General features: G+C 74.7%; 18 protein-coding genes. 7 read left to right on the top strand and 11 right to left on the bottom strand.

Translation table 11 applies throughout. The features are described 5' to 3' along the window. Together IE248_RS28740 and IE248_RS28735 are read right to left on the bottom strand one after the other, a co-directional pair. Window positions 1-1,122, bottom strand: a complete 1,122-nt coding sequence (locus tag IE248_RS28740; protein WP_073796266.1) for a terpene synthase family protein — start codon at window positions 1,120-1,122, stop codon at window positions 1-3. 3 nt (window positions 1,123-1,125) lie between these two features. Continuing rightward, window positions 1,126-2,037 carry a methyltransferase domain-containing protein gene (locus tag IE248_RS28735; protein ID WP_073796265.1) on the bottom strand — a complete coding sequence of 304 codons (912 nt, stop codon included), beginning with the start codon at window positions 2,035-2,037 and terminating at the stop codon, window positions 1,126-1,128. A 289-nt stretch (window positions 2,038-2,326) separates the two neighbouring features. Here IE248_RS28735 and IE248_RS28730 point away from each other — a divergent pair, with 289 nt between their 5' ends. The 5 genes from IE248_RS28730 to IE248_RS28715 are packed head-to-tail and all read left to right on the top strand — an operon-like array spanning window position 2,327 to window position 4,920. Beyond that, window positions 2,327-2,500 (top strand): hypothetical protein, encoded by a 174-nt coding sequence (locus tag IE248_RS28730; RefSeq protein ID WP_158074301.1) that lies wholly within the window; start codon window positions 2,327-2,329, stop codon window positions 2,498-2,500. 37 nt (window positions 2,501-2,537) lie between these two features. Continuing rightward, a complete protein-coding gene (locus IE248_RS28725) occupies window positions 2,538-3,092 on the top strand; it encodes a hypothetical protein (RefSeq protein ID WP_229895587.1) in 555 nt (184 codons plus the stop codon). After that, window positions 3,089-4,315, top strand: coding sequence for an MAB_1171c family putative transporter (locus tag IE248_RS28720; RefSeq protein ID WP_073796264.1), 1,227 nt, complete (start codon window positions 3,089-3,091; stop codon window positions 4,313-4,315). Before IE248_RS28725 ends, IE248_RS28720 begins: the two co-directional genes overlap by 4 nt. Window positions 4,316-4,321: 6 nt before the next feature. Beyond that, entirely contained in the window at window positions 4,322-4,447 is a 126-nt protein-coding gene (locus IE248_RS38285) for a hypothetical protein (RefSeq protein ID WP_268254108.1), read from the top strand. A gap of 5 nt (window positions 4,448-4,452) precedes the next feature. Then, entirely contained in the window at window positions 4,453-4,920 is a 468-nt protein-coding gene (locus IE248_RS28715) for an ATP-binding protein (RefSeq protein ID WP_037797135.1), read from the top strand. Window positions 4,921-5,030: 110 nt separating this feature from the next. Here the strand turns inward: IE248_RS28715 and IE248_RS28710 are convergent, their stop codons facing one another. Together IE248_RS28710 and IE248_RS28705 are read right to left on the bottom strand one after the other, a co-directional pair. Then, window positions 5,031-5,603 (bottom strand): hydrolase, encoded by a 573-nt coding sequence (locus tag IE248_RS28710; protein WP_190032103.1) that lies wholly within the window; start codon window positions 5,601-5,603, stop codon window positions 5,031-5,033. 98 nt (window positions 5,604-5,701) lie between these two features. After that, a complete protein-coding gene (locus IE248_RS28705; protein ID WP_373301650.1) occupies window positions 5,702-6,889 on the bottom strand; it encodes an MFS transporter in 1,188 nt (395 codons plus the stop codon). 150 nt (window positions 6,890-7,039) lie between these two features. On the opposite strand from IE248_RS28705, the gene IE248_RS28700 reads away from it, so the two are divergent. Continuing rightward, on the top strand, window positions 7,040-7,813 hold the full coding sequence (locus tag IE248_RS28700; protein ID WP_190032102.1) for an AraC family transcriptional regulator: 774 nt from the start codon (window positions 7,040-7,042) through the stop codon (window positions 7,811-7,813). Here IE248_RS28700 and IE248_RS28695 read toward each other — a convergent pair. After that, window positions 7,810-8,376, bottom strand: a complete 567-nt coding sequence (locus IE248_RS28695; protein ID WP_073796261.1) for a dihydrofolate reductase family protein — start codon at window positions 8,374-8,376, stop codon at window positions 7,810-7,812. The two genes, IE248_RS28700 and IE248_RS28695, sit on opposite strands and share 4 nt — an antisense overlap. Window positions 8,377-8,421: 45 nt before the next feature. Between IE248_RS28695 and IE248_RS28690 the strand changes: the two genes are divergently transcribed. Beyond that, window positions 8,422-9,459 (top strand): enoyl-CoA hydratase/isomerase family protein, encoded by a 1,038-nt coding sequence (locus IE248_RS28690; protein WP_190032147.1) that lies wholly within the window; start codon window positions 8,422-8,424, stop codon window positions 9,457-9,459. 60 nt (window positions 9,460-9,519) lie between these two features. On the opposite strand, the gene IE248_RS28685 is transcribed toward IE248_RS28690, so the two are convergent. From IE248_RS28685 to IE248_RS28660, 6 genes are read right to left on the bottom strand one after another with little or no spacing between them, the layout of a single operon-like run. Further along, entirely contained in the window at window positions 9,520-10,443 is a 924-nt protein-coding gene (locus tag IE248_RS28685) for an SDR family oxidoreductase (RefSeq protein WP_037797130.1), read from the bottom strand. 42 nt (window positions 10,444-10,485) lie between these two features. Continuing rightward, a complete protein-coding gene (locus IE248_RS28680; protein ID WP_190032101.1) occupies window positions 10,486-11,691 on the bottom strand; it encodes an alkaline phosphatase family protein in 1,206 nt (401 codons plus the stop codon). Between the two features lie 27 nt (window positions 11,692-11,718). Further along, on the bottom strand, window positions 11,719-12,627 hold the full coding sequence (locus tag IE248_RS28675) for a galactokinase (protein ID WP_190032100.1): 909 nt from the start codon (window positions 12,625-12,627) through the stop codon (window positions 11,719-11,721). Next, window positions 12,624-14,543: a class I SAM-dependent methyltransferase gene (locus IE248_RS28670; RefSeq protein ID WP_190032099.1), complete on the bottom strand. Its 1,920-nt coding sequence runs from the start codon at window positions 14,541-14,543 to the stop codon at window positions 12,624-12,626. Before IE248_RS28670 ends, IE248_RS28675 begins: the two co-directional genes overlap by 4 nt. Beyond that, window positions 14,540-15,703: a glycosyltransferase gene (locus IE248_RS28665; RefSeq protein WP_073796257.1), complete on the bottom strand. Its 1,164-nt coding sequence runs from the start codon at window positions 15,701-15,703 to the stop codon at window positions 14,540-14,542. The genes IE248_RS28670 and IE248_RS28665 overlap by 4 nt, the downstream gene beginning before the upstream one ends. Then, a complete protein-coding gene (locus tag IE248_RS28660; protein WP_190032098.1) occupies window positions 15,700-16,548 on the bottom strand; it encodes an alpha/beta fold hydrolase in 849 nt (282 codons plus the stop codon). Before IE248_RS28660 ends, IE248_RS28665 begins: the two co-directional genes overlap by 4 nt.

The following is a 16,548-nucleotide window of genomic DNA, read 5'->3' as shown; positions in this document are numbered from 1 at the left end:
TCAGCGCGACGAGCCGTCGAGCTGCTGCCACCACCAGGCGAGAGCCGGTACCGGCAGCGGCTCGACGCTCGGGTCGCTGGGCGTGTCGCTCCAGACGATGTCGAACGAGGCCTCCGCGGCGGGCAGCGCGTTGCGGTTGCGCGGACTGGCGTAGCGCGGGGCCCGGTTGTGGTACTCCGTGTCGCCCGCGATCCACTGCTCCAGCTGGACGAGGTAGCGTCCCAGCTGCTCGCCGGCGCCCCGGCCGAGCTGCTCGCGCAGCCGGACGAACAGGGTCATCGCCCGGTCCCGCAGCGCGAACGCGGCGGGCAGCGCCTCGGCGGGCGTACAACCGTCGCGCGAGGCAAGGACGTTGAGGAGGTTCTGCTCCCACGGCTCCTGGTGGTCGTCCTTGTTGTACGAGAACAGGTCGTTGTCACAGCTGACGATGAACCCGGCCGCGTCGGTGAGCGCCTGGACGGGCGCCGAGTACAGCACGTCGGCCGGCACGTCGATGCCGTTCGCCACATCGCACCAGGTGAGGGTGAACCGGGTGCCGTTCGCCGCCATCCGCATCGCCGCGAAGTCGTTGAGGCCGGGCATTCCGCCCCGCTCCGCGTTGGCCGTCTGGCAGGCCGCGCCGAAGACCCAGTCCCGGATGCCCTCGGTGAAGCGGCGGAGCTGGAAGGGGGTCAGCACGGCCCGGGTCCGGGCCACCAGGTCCTCCAGCGCGTCGGTGTGCGGACCGGGGGGCAGCAGACCGGCGCCGGGGGTCTCGACGGTGCGGACCAGCCGCGCGCCGTGGTCGGCGACGGCCGCGGTCCGGGCCGCGAGCGAGTGGTCGGAGTCCTGCCAGTCGTCCGTGGCGAACGCCCAGTAGTTCCACTGGGTGAACAGGAGCATCGGCTCCACGTCGCCGTACGGGATGATCCGGCTGGTGAACTCGGCGCTGCGGGTGGCCAGTCCCCAGGCGCGCTCGGTGGCGTTCGGGTAGAGGCCGAACGAGTCGATCCACGCGACGGCCCGCTCTTCGAGCTCCGCCGCCTTGGGGTGGATGAGCTCGCGCTCGAACGGGCAGTAGAACGGCGGGAGTCGCCAGCCGATGCGGGACGGGTGCGCGTCGGCGTCGTACACGGGCGGCATCGGTCAGCTTCCCCCGCCCAGACGGAACAGCAGCAGCCGGGTCTCCAGCGCGTGGTCCCGCCAGATCCGGAACAGCTTGCCGTGGGTGATGGTCGACTCCTGGAGCCGTTCGCGGCTCCAGGCCGACTGGATCCCGGAGCGCTCGACGCCGTCGAGCTCGGCGGTGTTCCACGCCATGGACTGCACCCAGAACTCGGCGACCCGGTCGGTGACGTCCTCGTCCTGCTCCAGCTCGAAGCCGGCGGCCTCGGCGGCGGTGATGTACTCGGTGAGGGTGCCGAGCCGGGTCTTGTAGTAGCCGTCGATGAACTCGGTCCACTCGGGGCGGCATATGAAGTGTTCCTGGATGCCGAACCAGCCGCCCGGCTTCAGCGCCCCCGCCACCACCTGGAAGAGCCGCTCGCGGTCCATGTAGCCGGAGCTCTCGTTCGCGTACGCGGCGTCGTACTTCTTCCGGGTGCTGAAGCCGTGGATGTCGGCGAGGAGCGGGGTCACCCGGTCGCCGACGCCCGCCTGGCGGGCGAAGTCCTCGATGACGGGGACGTGATCGGCCGCGACCGTGAGGCCCGTGACCGAAGCGCCGTGCTCCTGGGCCCAGTAGAGGGAACCGCCGCCGACCCCGCAGCCGATGTCGAGGACGCGGGCGGGCGGGGTGGCGTACGCGCCCCAGCTGCGGGCCGCGTGCTCGACGATCGCCTCCTGCGATTCGACGATGCGGCGCTTGAGCACGCGCTGGGAGACCGTCGTGTTGGGGGTGGCGCCGGGGGCGAAGAGCCCCATGTGGAAGTGGACTCTCGGTCCGGGGCCGTATTTGTGGAGGATGTCGGCCGTCTTGCGGCTGTAGTAGAGCGGCACTTGGCTCTCGTCGAACGCCTGGCCGCCAGTGGGGGGCTGGATGGCGAGGTTGCTGTCCATCGGTTCTCCGGTCCTGCGGTCGTGGGGGTGTTGTCGGACGCCCCGCTCTGCCCGTAAGCGATCGATAAAGATGCGTGATCGCTCGGGACATGAGCATAGCCACACTTGAAACGGCCACATTTTCGGTCAATTGACGTTACATCAGGAGTGGCGGATGGGGATTGAGTGAACGTCAGAAGGGGTAGTGGCGCGATCATTTCCCCGGATATGGCCGATAGTGCGGGTCGGGTCAACAATTGTGGATTGGTCTCTTCCGAAGGGCCGCGCCCGGCACCTACGATTCCGAATCATGATCCCCCCCGGGCCCGGGCTCGACCGGGCGCTGAGCCTGGCGGAGTTCCTCGGCCCCGACGGCGTCGACCACTTCGTCCCACCCGCCGCGCCCCCGTGCCCCACCGGCGGCGCCGCCACCCCGCTCGGCCTGGCGGAAAGCGTGCTGCGCCCCGCGACGCGCGGCCAGTAGCGCGGAGCACGACGACTTCCTCAGGTCAAAGGACGACATGGACATCAAGAGAATGCGCCGCACCCGGGACGACCTCATCCGCGGCATCGAGCTGCACGCCCCCGTCGAACCCGCCGTCGTCTTCAGCGCGCTCTGCGAGGCGATGGCCAGGCGGCACGGCCGGCCCGTCGAACCTCACCTGGTGTCCTTCCCGGTCAGCACCGTCAGCGGCCTGCTCGTGTGGACGCGGACCCGCAACCTCGTCCTCATCGAGGCCAACACCGACCCGGAGCACCAGCTGGGCATCCTCGGCCACGAGCTGTGGCACATGGAGGAGGACTCCGGCCACGCCCAGATCCTCGGCGAGTCGGACTGCGCGGACCTCTTCGCCCCCGACCTGAGCGCCAGTACCGTCGAGCGGATCGCCGCCCGCTCCTCCGCCCGCACCGACTGCGGGGAGGACGGCGAGCGCGCCTGCGAGCTGTTCGGCTCCCTGCTCGCCATGCGCAGCAAGCACTGGCTCGGCAACGGCGCCCACGTCCCTCAGTCCTCCAGCGCCTTCGGGCACAAGCTCAACGTCTCCCTGGGACCGGCGGGCGGCGGCGCTTGGTGAGCGAGAACAGCGGCTTCTGGGTCGTCTCCGGCCTGATGTGGCTCGCGTTCCTCGGCAAGGCGCCCGGCCTGCGCCACAACCGCGACCCGCTGTACGTCCTCGTCTGCGGCGTCCTGCTCCTCGGCGGCACCTGCTTCGCCTGCGCCAACCCCGATGTGATCGGCGTGGTGAACGCCGCGACCGGCATCCCCAACGTCAGCGCGCCGCTGGTGTACGCGATGCTCACCGTCGAGAGCGCGCTCGTCCTCACCCTGATCATCTACTGGCGCGACTGGAGCCCCGAGAAGGCCGGCCGCTGGGTGCGCTGGCTGATGGTGGCCTACGGACTCGCCGTCATCGGCATCGTCGCCCTCTTCGCGCTCGGCGACGCGCCCGTGGAACGCCGGGTGGACTTCGACCCGTACTACGCCAGGACCCCGTTCATCAGGGAAATGATCCTGCTGTACCTCGCCGCCCACACCGTCGCCGGAGTCATGGCGACCGTACTGTGCGTGCGCTGGGCGGCGGGCGTCACCGGGCCGAAGTGGCTGCGCCGCGGCCTGCGGGTGCTCATCCTCGGCTTCGCCCTCAACATCGGGCTCGACGGGTCGAAACTGCTCGCCATCGCCGCCCGCTGGTGCGGGGGCACCCGCTGGGACTGGCTGGACTCCGAGGTGTCCCGGGGGTTCGCCTTCGCCTGCACCCTCTTCACCGGGATCGGCTTCGTACTGCCGATGGTCGGGGGCAGCGTGGAGCGCACCCTGTGGGCGAAGCGGGTCTTCCTGCGGCTGGGTCCGCTGTGGCGGGCCCTGCGCGAGGCCACGCCCGCCGTCGCGGCCGCGCTCCCGGTGCCGTGGTGGGACGTCGAGCTCAAGGCCACCCGGCGGGTCGCCGAGGTCCAGGACGGCCGCCTCGCCCTGCGTCCCTACCGGAACCCGGACGTCGCGCGGGCGGCCGCGGCGCGGGCCTCGGCGCTTCGGCTGGCCCCGGCCAAGGTGGCGGCCGCCGTGGAGGCCGCCGTCCTGGTCGACGCCATGGCCGCCAAGGCGGCGTCGGGGGACGCCGAGCCCCCGCTCCTCGACGACGGCACCGCGACCGCGCTGCCGGCGCTCGACCAGCGGGCGCTGCTCCGGGTGTCCCGGATGATCCGCAGGCCGCCGTTCCACCTGACCGCGGCCACTCCCGCGGTCAGGCGTATCCCGGCGGGATCCGGGCAGGGGCCGGGGGAGCGGTGTGAGGGGTGATGCCGGATGGTGACGCCAGTGGACCGGGAACGCTTCGCCGTGGCGGTGGAGGCCGTTGACGGGACCGTTGTCGGCGCGCTCGCCGCGGAGTTCGGCCACGACCCGGCCCGGGCGCCGGCAAGCGGGGGCTGAGCCCCGTGGAGGAACGCGAACGCGACCCCGAACCCGCCGGCCGGATCCGGCGCCTGGTGCTGGACGGGACCAGCGACGTCGTCACCCGCAGCCGTGACTTCACCCGGCGGGCGCTGACCGCCTGGCGGTGGCTGCCGCCGGGGACGGACGAGGACCGCGAGGCGGCCGAAGACGTACTGCTGCTGGTGTCGGAGGTGGTCGCCAACGCCTGCCTGCACGGGGGCGGACCGACCGCCCTGGTCCTGGACTGCACCCCGGAGCGGCTGCGGATCGAGGTGACGGACGGGAACCCCGCGCCGCCGGCGCCGCTGGCCCGCCGCCCCGAGGGCCGGGGCCGGCCCGGGGGGTACGGGCTGCTGATCGTGGAACGGCTGGCCCGGAGCTGGGGTTCCCAGCCGGGAGCGGGCGGCAAGTGCGTGTGGGCGGAGGTGGCCTGCCCGCCCCCGGTGCGACGGCGGCTCCCGGCCTGGTGACCGCCGGGCGCCCGGGCGCCCGGGCGGGCCCTCAGCCCAGACCGGCCGGCCGCGCGGGCGCACCGGCGCCCGGGCGTGCGGGTGGCTGAGCCGGTCAGGCCCTCAGGCGCTCAGGCGCTCAGGGCCGCGATGATCTCGGCGGTGGTGCTGACCCGGCCGATGCGGGGGAAGATCTTCCCGAAGCTGTGCGCGTGCGACGCGGCGTCCGTGTCGGCGGTGGCGTCCTCGGCGAAGACCAGGCTGTAGCTGTGCTCCCAGGCCGTACGGGCGGTGGACTCGACTCCGACGCTCGTGGAGATGCCGCCCAGCACGATGCGGTGGATCCCGCGCCGGCGCAGCTGGAGGTCGAGCTCCGTACCGGTGAAGGCGCCCCAGTGGCGCTTGGTGACGACCACGTCACCGAGGGCGGCGAGCTCGGCCGGGATCTCGGAGAACGCGGCGGGCGGCGCGGTGGCGGGCCCCGGGCGGTCCACATCGGTGGTCGGCAGATCGCCGCCGTCGGGGGACCAGGCGACCTTGACCAGGACCACCGGCAGCCTCCGGGCGCGGAAGGCCTCGGCGAGCGCGATCCCGTTGCGAAGGATCTCCGAGGAGGGCTTGGCGGTCGGCAGGCTCAGGATGCCGTTCTGGAGGTCGATGAGGACGAGCGCGGTGCTGGAGTCGAGCGTCAGCGTGTCGGTCATGGGAGCTCCTCGGTACGTGGGGGCGTTCCGCTTCCGCCCGGGCCGGCGCTCCGCTCCCGCCGGTGATCACGCGGGCGGAGTGCCGGTCTCGGGCGACCTTAAGGATCTACGGGCAGCCCTCGCAAGCCGCCGCCTCCCGGGGCGCCCGGGTCGGGGTCCGGGAGGCGGCGGGCCAGGGCGCAGGCCAGCAGGGGCAGGAGGGCCAGGGGGAGCAGGGCCGTCCGCAGGGAGGTCGCGTCCGCGGCGGCGCCGATGAGGGGGCTCGCCACGCCGCCGACGCTGACCGTCAGCCCGAGGGTCACCCCGCTCGCCGTGCCCATCCGGGTCGGCAGGTAGTCCTGGCCGAGGGTGACCTGGAGGGAGAGCGGCACGTACAGCGCGGCGGCGGCCAGCGCCGCGCACCCGTAGACCAGGGGCAGTGGGAGGAACAGGATCCCGGCGACGGCGGGCACGGCGGCGGCGTAGGCCCGGCGCACGGTGGTGACCCGGCCCCAGCGGGAGGCGAGACGGCCGCCGAGCAGGGTGCCGCCCGCACTGCCAGCGAAGAGGGCGAACAGGGCGACGGCGGCGGCGGTCTCACCGCCGCCGCGCTCGCGCACGTACAGGGCGATGAAGGTGCTCAGCCCGGTGAAGGCGACCGAGCGGACGATGACGACCAGCGACAGCCGCGCGAACGCCCGCCGGTCCTCCGGGCCCGGTGCCGCCTCCGGCGCCGTGGCGCCCGGCGCGCCCGCGCCGCCGCGCCGACGGGCGGCGGCCGGGGGCCGGTTGAGGAAGGCGCCGAGCGCGGCCGGCAGGACCAGCAGCCACCAGCCCGCCGCCCCGGGCACCGACAGGGCGGCGAAGACCAGCAGCGGAGCGCAGGCGAAGCCGATGTTCCCGCCCAGCGCGAACCAGCTCATGGCCGAGTGCCCGGAGCCGCCGCCCAGCGCGGTGCGCACCAGCCGGGCGGCCGCCGGGTGGTACGCGGCGACCCCCAGCCCGGACAGGGCCACCGCGGCCACCGTGGCCGGATATCCGGCGTCCGCCCCGACCAGCGCGACGCCCACGCCGGCGGCGGCGGTGCTCAGCGGTATCAGCCACGGCATCGGCCGGCGGTCGGCCAGCACCCCGAACAGCGGTTGGACGACGGAGGACAGCAGCGAGGCGGCGAGCACGATGCCGGACGCGGCCGCATAGCCGTAGGCGCGCTCGGAGACGAGGAAGGGCACGAGCGCGGCGACGGCGCCCTGGTAGACGTCCACGCAGGCGTGGCCCGCCGACAGGGCGGCCGTCCGCCGGCGCAGCGCGGCGGGGTCCGCCGGATTCCGCGGGTTCTGCGGATCCTGCGGATTCCGGGGATCTGTAGGGGCCCGTGCGGGCACCGGGTTCTGTGGGTTCACCGGTCGAGGATCACCCGCGCGCAGTGCGTCGCGCTTCCGATAAATTGCCGGGTGATGCAGAAAATCCGCCACACCCCGAGGGCCGCGACCAGCGTCCGCGAGCTCGACACCGGCGTCGGGATCGACCCGCACCGGCACGACGACCACCAGATCGCCTACGCCGGTTCCGGGGTGCTGTCCATCACCACCGACGCCGGCACCTGGGTGGCCCCCGCGACCCGGGCGCTGTGGATCCCCGCCGGGACCGTGCACGAGCACCGCGGGTACGGCCGCACCGACCTGCACTCCGTCGGCCTGCCCGTCCACCTCAACCCGCTGTCCCTGGACGCGCCGGCGGTGCTCGCCGTCGGACCGCTGCTGCGGGAGCTGATCCTCGCCTACACCCGGGAGCCCGAGGACGAGAGCCCGCAGCGGCGCCGGCTGCTCGGGGTGCTGCTCGACCAGCTGAAGGCCTCGCCGCTCCAGCCCCTGCACCTGCCCGCGCCCACGGACCCCCGGCTGGTGGCGGTGTGCGCGCTGCTGTACGCGGACCCGGCCGATCCGCGGGGGCTGGCGGAGCTTGCCGCGCAGGCGGGCGCGGGGGCCGGCGAGCGGACCCTGAGCCGGCTGTTCCGCGCCGAGCTCGGCATGACGTTCCCGCAGTGGCGCACCCAGCTGCGGCTGCACCAGGCGCTGCGGCTGCTGGCGGTGGGCACCCCGGTGACGGCGGTGGCGCACCGCTGCGGATGGTCGTCCGCGAGCGCGTTCATCGACGTCTTCCGGCGGGCGTTCGGACACACCCCGGGCGCCCACCCCGGCGCGCACCCGCGCCGCCCGGACACCCCCTAGGCGCGGGTGTATTCGAGCTGTACCACGCCGCTGTCGAACGTACGGGTGCCTTCGAGGCGGAGCGGCACCACCCCGTCGGACGGCGGGAACAGCGGGGTGCCCCGGCCGATCCGCACCGGGTGCACGGTGATCAGGTACGCGTCGACCAGGTCCTGCCGGAGGAACGAGGCGGCGAGGTCGGCCCCGCCCAGCGCCAGGTCACCGCCCGCGGCCGCCTTCAGCGCGGCGACCTCGGAGGGGACGACGTCCCGTACGACGGTGCTGTTCCAGCCGACGTCGGACTGGCGCAGGGTCCGCGAGTACACGTACTTCGGCATGTCCCGCCAGATGCCCGCGAACTCGGCCGTCGGCCCGATGACCGAGGGGTCGGCGTCGGCGGTCGGCCAGAACTCCGCCATCAGCTCGTACACCACGCGGCCGTGGAGGAAACCGCTCATGGCGCGGAGCTGGTCGTTGAAGTGCTGGTGCAGCTCGTCGTCGACGCGGTGCCAGTCGATCTGCCGCTCAGGTCCCTGGATGAAGCCGTCGAGGGACACCGACATCATCAGGATGATCTTTCCCATGCCCGCCCACGCTACATACTTGCCGGTGTGAAGACCGACGATCCCGTGAACGACACGGTCCTGTTCGCTGCCGACGGCCCCACGGCGGTGATCACGCTCAACCGCCCCAAGGCCCTCAACGCCCTCACCCACCCCATGGTGCTGCGGATCTCCGAGGCCCTGACGGCATGGGCGGGCGACCCCGCCGTCACCCGGGTGCTGATCCGGGGCGCCGGTGAGCGCGGACTGTGCGCGGGCGGCGACATCCGGGCCATACACGACGACGCGAAGGCCGCCGGCTCGGCCTCGGCGGACTTCTGGCGCGACGAGTACCGGCTCAACGCGCTGATCGCCCGCTACCCCAAGCCGTACGTCGCCCTCATGGACGGCATCGTCATGGGCGGCGGGGTCGGCGTCTCGGCCCACGGCAGCGTGCGGATCGTCACCGAACGCTCCCGCGTGGCCATGCCGGAAACGGGCATCGGCTTCGTCCCCGACGTCGGCGGCACCCACCTGCTCGGACGCGCCCCCGGGCAGCTCGGCACCCACCTGGCACTGACGGGAGCCGCCGTGGGCGCCGCCGACGCGCTGCTCTGCGACCTCGCCGACCACTTCGTCCCGTCCGAACGGCTGGCGGAACTCACCGCCGAGCTGCTCGCCGGAGCGCCGCTGCGGGAGGCGCTCGCGCGGCACACCGGCCGGCCCGCCCCCGGTGAACTGGCCGAGCGGCGGGGGTGGATCGACCGGTGCTACCGGGCCGACACCGTGGAGGAGATCGTGGATCGGCTGTTCGGCGAGGGCGACCCGGCGGCGAAGGAGGCCGCCGAGACGATCCTCGCCAAGTCCCCGACCTCGCTGAAGGTGACCCTGGCCGCCGTGCGCCGGGCCCGCGAACTGGGGCCGCTGGAGCGGGTACTGGTCCAGGAGTACCGGGTCTCCTGCAACGCGCTGCGCTCGCCGGACCTGGTGGAGGGGATCCGGGCCCAGGTCATCGACAAGGACCGCGCGCCCCGCTGGTCACCCGCCACCCTGCCCGAGGTCACCGGCGACGACGTGGCCCGGTTCTTCGCCCCGCTCGGGGAGGGCCGCGAACTGGACCTGTGACGAGCGCGGACCTGCCCGCGGGCGCGCGGCCGGCCCGGCGCCACCCGGATCACTGCCGGTCTACCGGTAGCCCGTCGCATCCGCCGGCAGGTCCGGGTCCTGGACCTCGACCATGTAGCGCCACGCGTCCGGCCGGCTGCCGTCCAGGTCCGTGAAGCCGTAGACCCCGGCCAGCTGCCCGCTGGAGAGGGACTGCCCGTTCCAGCGCGACACGTCCGGGTCGGCGGCCAGCGCCGCGACCGCCCGGCCCACGTACGCGGGCGTCTCGGAGATGCCGAAGTGCGGGACCTTCTCCAGCGCGTCCCGCCAATTGGCCTCGCTCACCCCGAACGCGTCGAGCATCATCTCCGAGCGCAGCCAGCCCGGCGTCAGGGCCACGGCCGTCGCCCCGCGCGGACCCAGCTCGTGCCCGAGCGCGAACGCCATCCGCAGGACCGCCGACTTGGCGATGTCGTAGAAGAACGACACCCGGTAGCGGCTCGCGTTGTACTCCGCGGTGCCGTCCGTCATCTCCACGACCAGCCCGCCCGGCTCCCGCAGCAGCAGCGGCACCGCGAAATGGCTGGTGATGGCATGGGTCTCCACCGCCAGCCGCATCAGCCGCAGTCCCTTGTCCAGATCGTGCTCCCAGACCGTGCTCTCCCACTCGAAGAGCAGCTCGCCGCCCCAGATGTCGTTCACCAGGACGTCGAGCCGCCCGCGCTCCGCGTCGACGCGCCGCACCAGCGCCTCCACCTCGGCGGGCACCAGGTGGTCGGCGACCACCGCGATCCCCTGCCCGCCGGCCGCCGTGACCAGCTCGGCCGTCTCCTCGATCGTCTCCGGGCGGTCGTACTCCGACCGGCGCCCGCGCGTGCTGCGCCCCGATACGTACACGGTCGCGCCCCGCGCGCCGAGCTGGACCGCGATCCCGCGGCCGGCGCCCCGGGTCGCCCCGGCCACCAGGGCGACCTTGCCTTCGAGTGTCCGCTGTGGTTCCGCCATGCCCCGACGGTACGTCGCCCGAGGCCGTGGGGCGCGCGGGAATCAGAACCAGTTGACGGTGAGGGGGAAGGCGGCGCCGGCGGTGCTCCCGGCGGAGTCGGTGGCGGTGGCGGTCACCTGGAGGGTTCCGGTGGCCCAGGGTCTGCCGGTGATGCGGCCGGTGGCGGCGTCGATGCTCATGCCCCAGGGGAGTCCGGTGGCGGCGTAGCGGAGGGCGGGCCTGCCCCCGGTGGCGGTGAGCTGGATGACGCAGGACTGGTTGAACTTGCAGCTCTGCGGGCCGGGGTCGGCGAGTTTCAGGTCACCGGGTGTGGGTGTCGGTGTGGTTCCGTCGGTGAACACCTCGCTGATCGGCTGGACTCCGGCCGCGTTGCCCGCGTGGCCGGTGCCGAACAGGTCCTCGAAGGTGCGCAGCAGATGGTGGTGGTTGAAGGCGGTCGCGTACCTGCCGGTCTTCACGTTCGCGCCGTAGAACACGGTGGCGATCTGATTGGAGCCGAGGTAGTTGTCCTCGTCCCAGGTCAGCACCAGCAGGCTGTTGTTGGCCTTCGCCCACTGCGCGTACGCGTCGAGGTTGTTCCTCGTCCAGGTGTCACCCGTGCCCACCGAGCAGGAGTGCATGTCGTTGCACTGGTTCGGGATCACGAACGACAGGTTCGCCAGCGCGGAGAAGTCGTTCCGGGGGAACTGCGCCCAGGTCTTCCCGGTGTTCAGCGGTACGTTCTTGAACGCGAACCAGGGATTGTGCTTCTGCGCGTACTGGCCGTTCGTACACGCCGTGGACCCCTCGGCCGGCAGGTCCTCGTTGTACGTCGCGAAGGTCTTCCCGGCCGCGATCAGCTCCTGCCCGAGGTTCGGCGCCGTCATCGACTGCGGGGTGTAGCAGCCGTCCCCGGTGATGCCCTGGGTGGCGCCCGAGAACAGGTTGAAGTAGTTCGGCTGGCTCGGATGGGTCAGCGCCTTCATGCCGGTCAGGCTCGCGCCGCCGTTCGCCAGCTGGTTGACGTACGGGGCGTTCGCGCTCCCGATGATCTCCCCGTACTGCTTGTTCTCGTAGACGACGACCACCACGTGGTCGTACGACGGCAGCCCGGCGGCGGCCGCCGCCGACCGAGGGGCGGCCGGACCGCCCTGCGCCGCCTGCGAGTCGGCGATGGTGAAGGCGCCCAGCAGGCCGAGCGCGCCGAGTGCGGCCACGAGCACGGACCGGCGGGTCCTGCGTCTCGCGACGGCCGAAGGTGTTGCCATGAGCGGTCCCTCCCGGGGATCGGCGGGTCATTCCTCGCGCCGGGCCGCACCGGCCACGGCGATGTTCAGGAAGCGCGGCACGGGGCGCCCCCGGCCGCGGAACTCCTCCGCGACCGCGGCCCGCACCGCCGTCAGACGTGCCGCGGGCAGCAGCACCAGCACGCTCCGCCCCGGCCGCCGCCCGGGCGGCCACGCGCTCAGCGCCCCGGCCCGGCGGGCGCACGCCACCGCCCGGGCCAGCTCCGCCGCCCGCTCCCCGGGATCGCCCCGGACCGCGAGCAGCACCAGCCGCTCCTGCGACGCGGCCGGGTCGAAGGGCACGTACCGCCGGCCCCCGGGGGTGGTCAGCAGCGCCTCACCGGGCCGGGCGAACAGCGCCGCCCGGCGCAGCGCGTCGTCCCCGTCCGGCAGCGCCCGCGCCAGGAGCCGGGCCAGCCGCTCGCGGTCCGGCTCCTCGTCCGGCCGGGTGTGTACGTCGGCCACCGCGAGCGCCACCGCGCAGTCGGCGGGCTCCGCCGTGGCCAGCCCGGCGGCCGCCGTGAGCGAGCCCTGGAGGTGCAGGTCGGTCCCGCCGGACCCGAACCCGGCCCGGGCCAGGGCCCGCAGCACGGCGTACGGCCGCACGGCCCAGGCCGGGACGGCGGGCGCCGGCCCGGCCGGGCTCAGCGGGAGGTCGCAGCTGTCGGCGGGGTGACCGAGCGAGCTCAGCCGCACCAGGCCGTCGCCGCGCGGCGCGGCGGCGGCCGCCACCGGCCAGCCCGCCGCCGCGACCAGCCCCGGGGAGTCCAGGTGGAAGGCGTACGGGGCGCTCCAGACGGCCGCCGGAGGCCGCTCGTGCGCGCTCTCCAGGGCGTAGGCGACGAGCCGGAACAGCGGGTCGGCGGTGGCCCGGCGGGCGAGCCCCGGGGCGCCGGCCCCGACGGGAACGGCCGTCATCGCCGCTCCCCGGCGCCGGTGCGGCGGGCCAGCATCCGGTAGGCGTTCCCGCCGTCGGTGCGGCGGGCCGCGACCGTCCGCAGCGCGTCCAGCGCCGCCGCACCGGCGAAGAGCGGCAGCGCCGCCGCCCGTACCACCTGCGCGGCCGCCCGCTGCCGGGCCGTCGCCGGGGGAGCCCACGGGCGGTGCGGGTCCGGGGCCAGCCGGGTGGCGGTCAGGGCGACCGCGCCGACGAAGTCATTGCCCTGGTGGGCCGGGCCGTGCTCCTCGGCCAGCACGGTGAACCCCCGGTCGGCCAGCGCCTCGCGCAGGTTCGCCGCCGGGATCAGGTGCTGGTGCTGCGGCTGGAACCAGGGCAGCCAGGCCGGACCCAGCAGCCGGGCCATCCGAGACTCCGGGTCGGGCAGCTCGATGACCAGGAGGCCGCCGGGGGCCAGGACCGCCGCGGCCGTGTCCAGCTCGGCCAGCGGATCCCGGGTGTGCTCCAGGTAGTGGTACATGCTGACCACCTCGTACCGGCCCGCCAGCTTGTCCGTGAACTCCGGGAACTGGCCCTGGAAGCCGGCCTCGACCCAGCCGCGCCGTTCGGCCGCGCGGACCCCGTCGCCCATGTCCAGGCCGTCGAAGCGGGTCCGCGGCCACACGGCGCGCGCCGCGTTGCAGAAGTGGCCGTGCCCGGTGCCGACGTCCAGCCAGGAGTCGGGGCCCGAGACGCGCGTGTGCGGCCGCAGCATCTCGGCGCGGGCCCGGTAGGCGGCGCCGAGCCGCCCGAAGACGGTCCCCGCGCCCTCGCCGCCGCGCCCGTCGTAGAAGTCCCGGTAGTAGAAGTCCAGCCCCTCCGGCGTCAGCCGCGGGTTCTGGAAGACATGGCCGCAGTCCCCGCACCGCTCCAGGGTGAAGCGGCCCGGCTTGCCCTGGAGCAGGTCCGGCACCCGGAGGCGGACCGTGAGCCGCGTCGAACCGCACCAGGGGCAGTCCTGGCGGCGCGGTTCCAGGAACCGGTCCGTCCCGGCGGCCAGTTCGGCCCGGTAGGCGCCGGCCCGCGCCGCGTCCTCCCCCTCGGCGCGATCCGCCGTACGGGCGCTCGCGGCGGCCGTCACCGCGGCGGCGCGCAGGGAGCGCACCGGCCGGGCGGCGGTCGCCCCGGCCAGATCCGCCGGGCGCAGCGCACTGCCCGGCCCGCCCAGCGCCAGATACGGCTGCAGCCAGTACAGGCCGGCCGCGGCAGCGCCCCACCGGCCCTGGCGGGCGGCGACCCCGGCCAGCAGCGCGAGCCCGCCCAGCTGCGCGGCGGCCAGCGCCCCCGGCGGCAGCCCCTGCGCCCGCATCTCGGCGACCCGCGCCTGCCCGGTCGGCTCGGCGGGGCGGCCCGCGCTGAGCCCCGGGGCGACGGCCAGGCCCGTCGCGCCGGCCGCGTACTCCTTCAAACGCCGCACCAGGGCGATGAGTTCCGCCGGCTCGGGCCGCGGTCCGCCCGGCCGCGGCCCGCCGCCCGGCTCCGCCCCGTCCTGCTCCAGCCCGGCGCGCGCCAGCACCTCCTCGGCGACGAGCACCGCGTACCCGGCCCCGCGGCCCTCGCCCAGCCGGTCCTCCCGGTACCCGGCCGGATCCACCAGCCGCAGCAGCCCCAGCAGCCGCTCCGCCGCGAGGTCCCCGGGCAGCAGGTCCAGCACCCGCAGGCCCTCCCGCTCGGCGTGCGCGCAGGCGGCCAGGAAGGTCGCCGCGTCCGCCTCGACCCCGCGCGCGGTCAGCAGCCGCCACCCGGCGGCGCGCGGCAGCCCGACCGAACCGGGCGGGGTCGCCGGCAGCACCGGGATCGCCCGCACCCGGCGGCGGGCGCGTACCGTACCCGCGCCGAGCGCGGCCAGCAGCAGCGCGGAGGTCCACCGGACCCCGTGGAAAGCGGGAGGTGTCATAGCAGCTTCTCCAACCGGTCGGCCGCGGCGGCGGTCCCGCCCGCCGCGGCGAAGGAGGCCTGGATCCGCCGGGCGGCCCGGCGGGGGCCGGGGTCGTCCAGCACGGCCGTGAGCGCGTCACGCAATTCCTCGGCCCGGGGCCGGCCGAACCGCACCCGGACCCCGGCCCCCGCCTCGACGACCTGCCGCGCCACGATCGGCTGGTCGTCCCGGATCGGGGCGACCACCAGCGGCAGCCCGTGCGCGAGCGCCTCGCACACGGTGTTGTGGCCGCCGTGGCAGACCACCGCGTCCAGGTGCGGCAGCAGCTCCAGCTGCGGCACGCCGTCCCGGACCAGTACGTTCGCGGGCACCGCCCCGATCAGCGCGGCGGGCGCCACCAGCACCAGCTGGACGTCCCGGCCCAGTTGCCCGGCCGCCTCCAGCACCGCGCCGTAGAACCGGTCGCCGGCCTCCTGGTTGAGGGTGCCCAGGGACACCAGGACCCGGCGCCGGTCCGGATCCAGCCGGTGCCAGGGGAACACCGGCGCCGCCGGGCGGGCCCCGAAGGCCGGGCCGACGAACGCGTAGTGCGCCGGGAACCGGTCCGCCGCGCCCACGAGTTCGGGCGTGGAGAAGACCAGCACCAGCCGCTCCGAGAACCGCGGGTCCCAGCCCGAGGCGTCCTCGCCGTACGCGGCGAGCAGCCCGGCGATCTGCCCCTCGACCCACTCGCCGACCTTCGGGAAGTCCGCGAAGGGCCGGGTCAGTTCGGCGGAGGTGGTGGCCGAGGTGGCCCAGGGGATCCCGAGCCGCCGCGCGACCAGCGGCCCGGCCAGGGCCTGCTGGTCGGCGACCACGAGATCGGGCGCGAAGGCACGGACCGCGTCCGTCACCCCGGGCGTCATCGCCCGCGCCAGCGGCACCAGCGCCTCCTCCCACAGGAACCGCAGCGCGCCGACCCCGCGCAGATCGCGCCAGCGCGCGTGCAGCGCCTCGTACGCGCCGCCCGCCTCCTCGCCGGCCGGCAGGATCCGGGCGTGCGCGGGAAGCAGCCGCGCCAGCGCCCCGGCCGGCCCGCACCAGGCCACCTCGTGTCCCCGGGAGGCCAGTTCGGCCCCCACGGCCACCGTCGGATTGACGTGCCCCGCCAGCGGCGGGACCGTGAACAGGACCCTCATCGGACCAGCGCCCCCGTCCCAGTCCCCGTTCCCGTCCCCGTTGCCGCCGCGGCGGCCGTCGCTTCGAGGTGGGCGAGCACGGATTTGCGCAGCACGCCGCTGCTCTCCTTGAGGACGTCGTGGCCCAGGCCCGGCAGGATCTCGATCGTGGCGCAGGGGGCGTGCCGGGCCAGTTCCCTCGCCTCCGGCACCAGTTCGGAGTGCTCGCCGCACACGATCAGCGCCGGGCAGGAGAGCCGGGCGTAGTCCGCCGGGCCGAAGGGGAGGCTCGCGGCCATGTCGTCGATCAGGCTGGTCCGGTTCAGCAGGTCGTCGGCGATCGCGGTCAGGTTCGCCGCCTTGCGCAGCCGCAGGGAGAGCAGCTCGGCCGGAACCGGGCTGTCCTCCAGGCTGAGCGCGGCCGCCGAGAGGGTGTCGACCATGTTCTCCACCCAGGCGCCGCCCAGCGGCGGTTCGAGCAGGGTGAGCCCGGCGACCAGGTCCGGGCGGGCGAGGGCGGTGTGCAGGGCGAGGGTGCCGCCGTGGCTGTTGCCGACCAGGTGGACGCGGCGGTGGCCCAGGCCGAGCGCGTCGAGCAGGGACACGAGGTCGCGCACGGCGGCGGCGCTGTCGTAGCCGGTGGCGGGGCGTTCGGAGCGGCCGTGGCCGCGGAGGTCGTAGAGGACGACCTCGTGCCCGGCGCGGGCCGTGGGCAGGGCGAGGGGGCAGTAGAAGGAGGACAGGTTGTCGACGACCAGGCCGTGCAGGAAGACCACCACGGGCCGGCCGGGCGCCGAGGCCGCCGCGGCGGTGGCCGGGAGCCGCTGCACGTGGAAGCGCAGCGCGTTGGCGAGGACGAACGCCAT

It is taken from the genome of Streptomyces goshikiensis, assembly GCF_014650555.1.
Lineage (GTDB): Bacteria > Actinomycetota > Actinomycetes > Streptomycetales > Streptomycetaceae > Streptomyces > Streptomyces goshikiensis.
This window is presented reverse-complemented; position numbering and strand designations above follow the sequence as displayed.

What these genes read in the sequence shown, in the direction of transcription:
- IE248_RS28740 (WP_073796266.1), bottom strand. Translation starts at nt 1,122, where the DNA reads ATGCCGCCCGTGTACGACGCCGACGCGCACCCGTCCCGCATCGGCTGG.
- IE248_RS28735 (WP_073796265.1), bottom strand. Translation starts at nt 2,037, where the DNA reads ATGGACAGCAACCTCGCCATCCAGCCCCCCACTGGCGGCCAGGCGTTC.
- IE248_RS28730 (WP_158074301.1), top strand. Translation starts at nt 2,327, where the DNA reads ATGATCCCCCCCGGGCCCGGGCTCGACCGGGCGCTGAGCCTGGCGGAG.
- IE248_RS28725 (WP_229895587.1), top strand. Translation starts at nt 2,538, where the DNA reads ATGGACATCAAGAGAATGCGCCGCACCCGGGACGACCTCATCCGCGGC.
- IE248_RS38285 (WP_268254108.1), top strand. Translation starts at nt 4,322, where the DNA reads ATGGTGACGCCAGTGGACCGGGAACGCTTCGCCGTGGCGGTGGAGGCC.
- IE248_RS28710 (WP_190032103.1), bottom strand. Translation starts at nt 5,603, where the DNA reads ATGACCGACACGCTGACGCTCGACTCCAGCACCGCGCTCGTCCTCATC.
- IE248_RS28700 (WP_190032102.1), top strand. Translation starts at nt 7,040, where the DNA reads ATGCAGAAAATCCGCCACACCCCGAGGGCCGCGACCAGCGTCCGCGAG.
- IE248_RS28695 (WP_073796261.1), bottom strand. Translation starts at nt 8,376, where the DNA reads ATGGGAAAGATCATCCTGATGATGTCGGTGTCCCTCGACGGCTTCATC.
- IE248_RS28685 (WP_037797130.1), bottom strand. Translation starts at nt 10,443, where the DNA reads ATGGCGGAACCACAGCGGACACTCGAAGGCAAGGTCGCCCTGGTGGCC.
- IE248_RS28680 (WP_190032101.1), bottom strand. Translation starts at nt 11,691, where the DNA reads ATGGCAACACCTTCGGCCGTCGCGAGACGCAGGACCCGCCGGTCCGTG.
- IE248_RS28675 (WP_190032100.1), bottom strand. Translation starts at nt 12,627, where the DNA reads ATGACGGCCGTTCCCGTCGGGGCCGGCGCCCCGGGGCTCGCCCGCCGG.
- IE248_RS28670 (WP_190032099.1), bottom strand. Translation starts at nt 14,543, where the DNA reads ATGACACCTCCCGCTTTCCACGGGGTCCGGTGGACCTCCGCGCTGCTG.
- IE248_RS28665 (WP_073796257.1), bottom strand. Translation starts at nt 15,703, where the DNA reads ATGAGGGTCCTGTTCACGGTCCCGCCGCTGGCGGGGCACGTCAATCCG.
- IE248_RS28660 (WP_190032098.1), bottom strand. Translation starts at nt 16,548, where the DNA reads ATGGCGTTCGTCCTCGCCAACGCGCTGCGCTTCCACGTGCAGCGGCTC.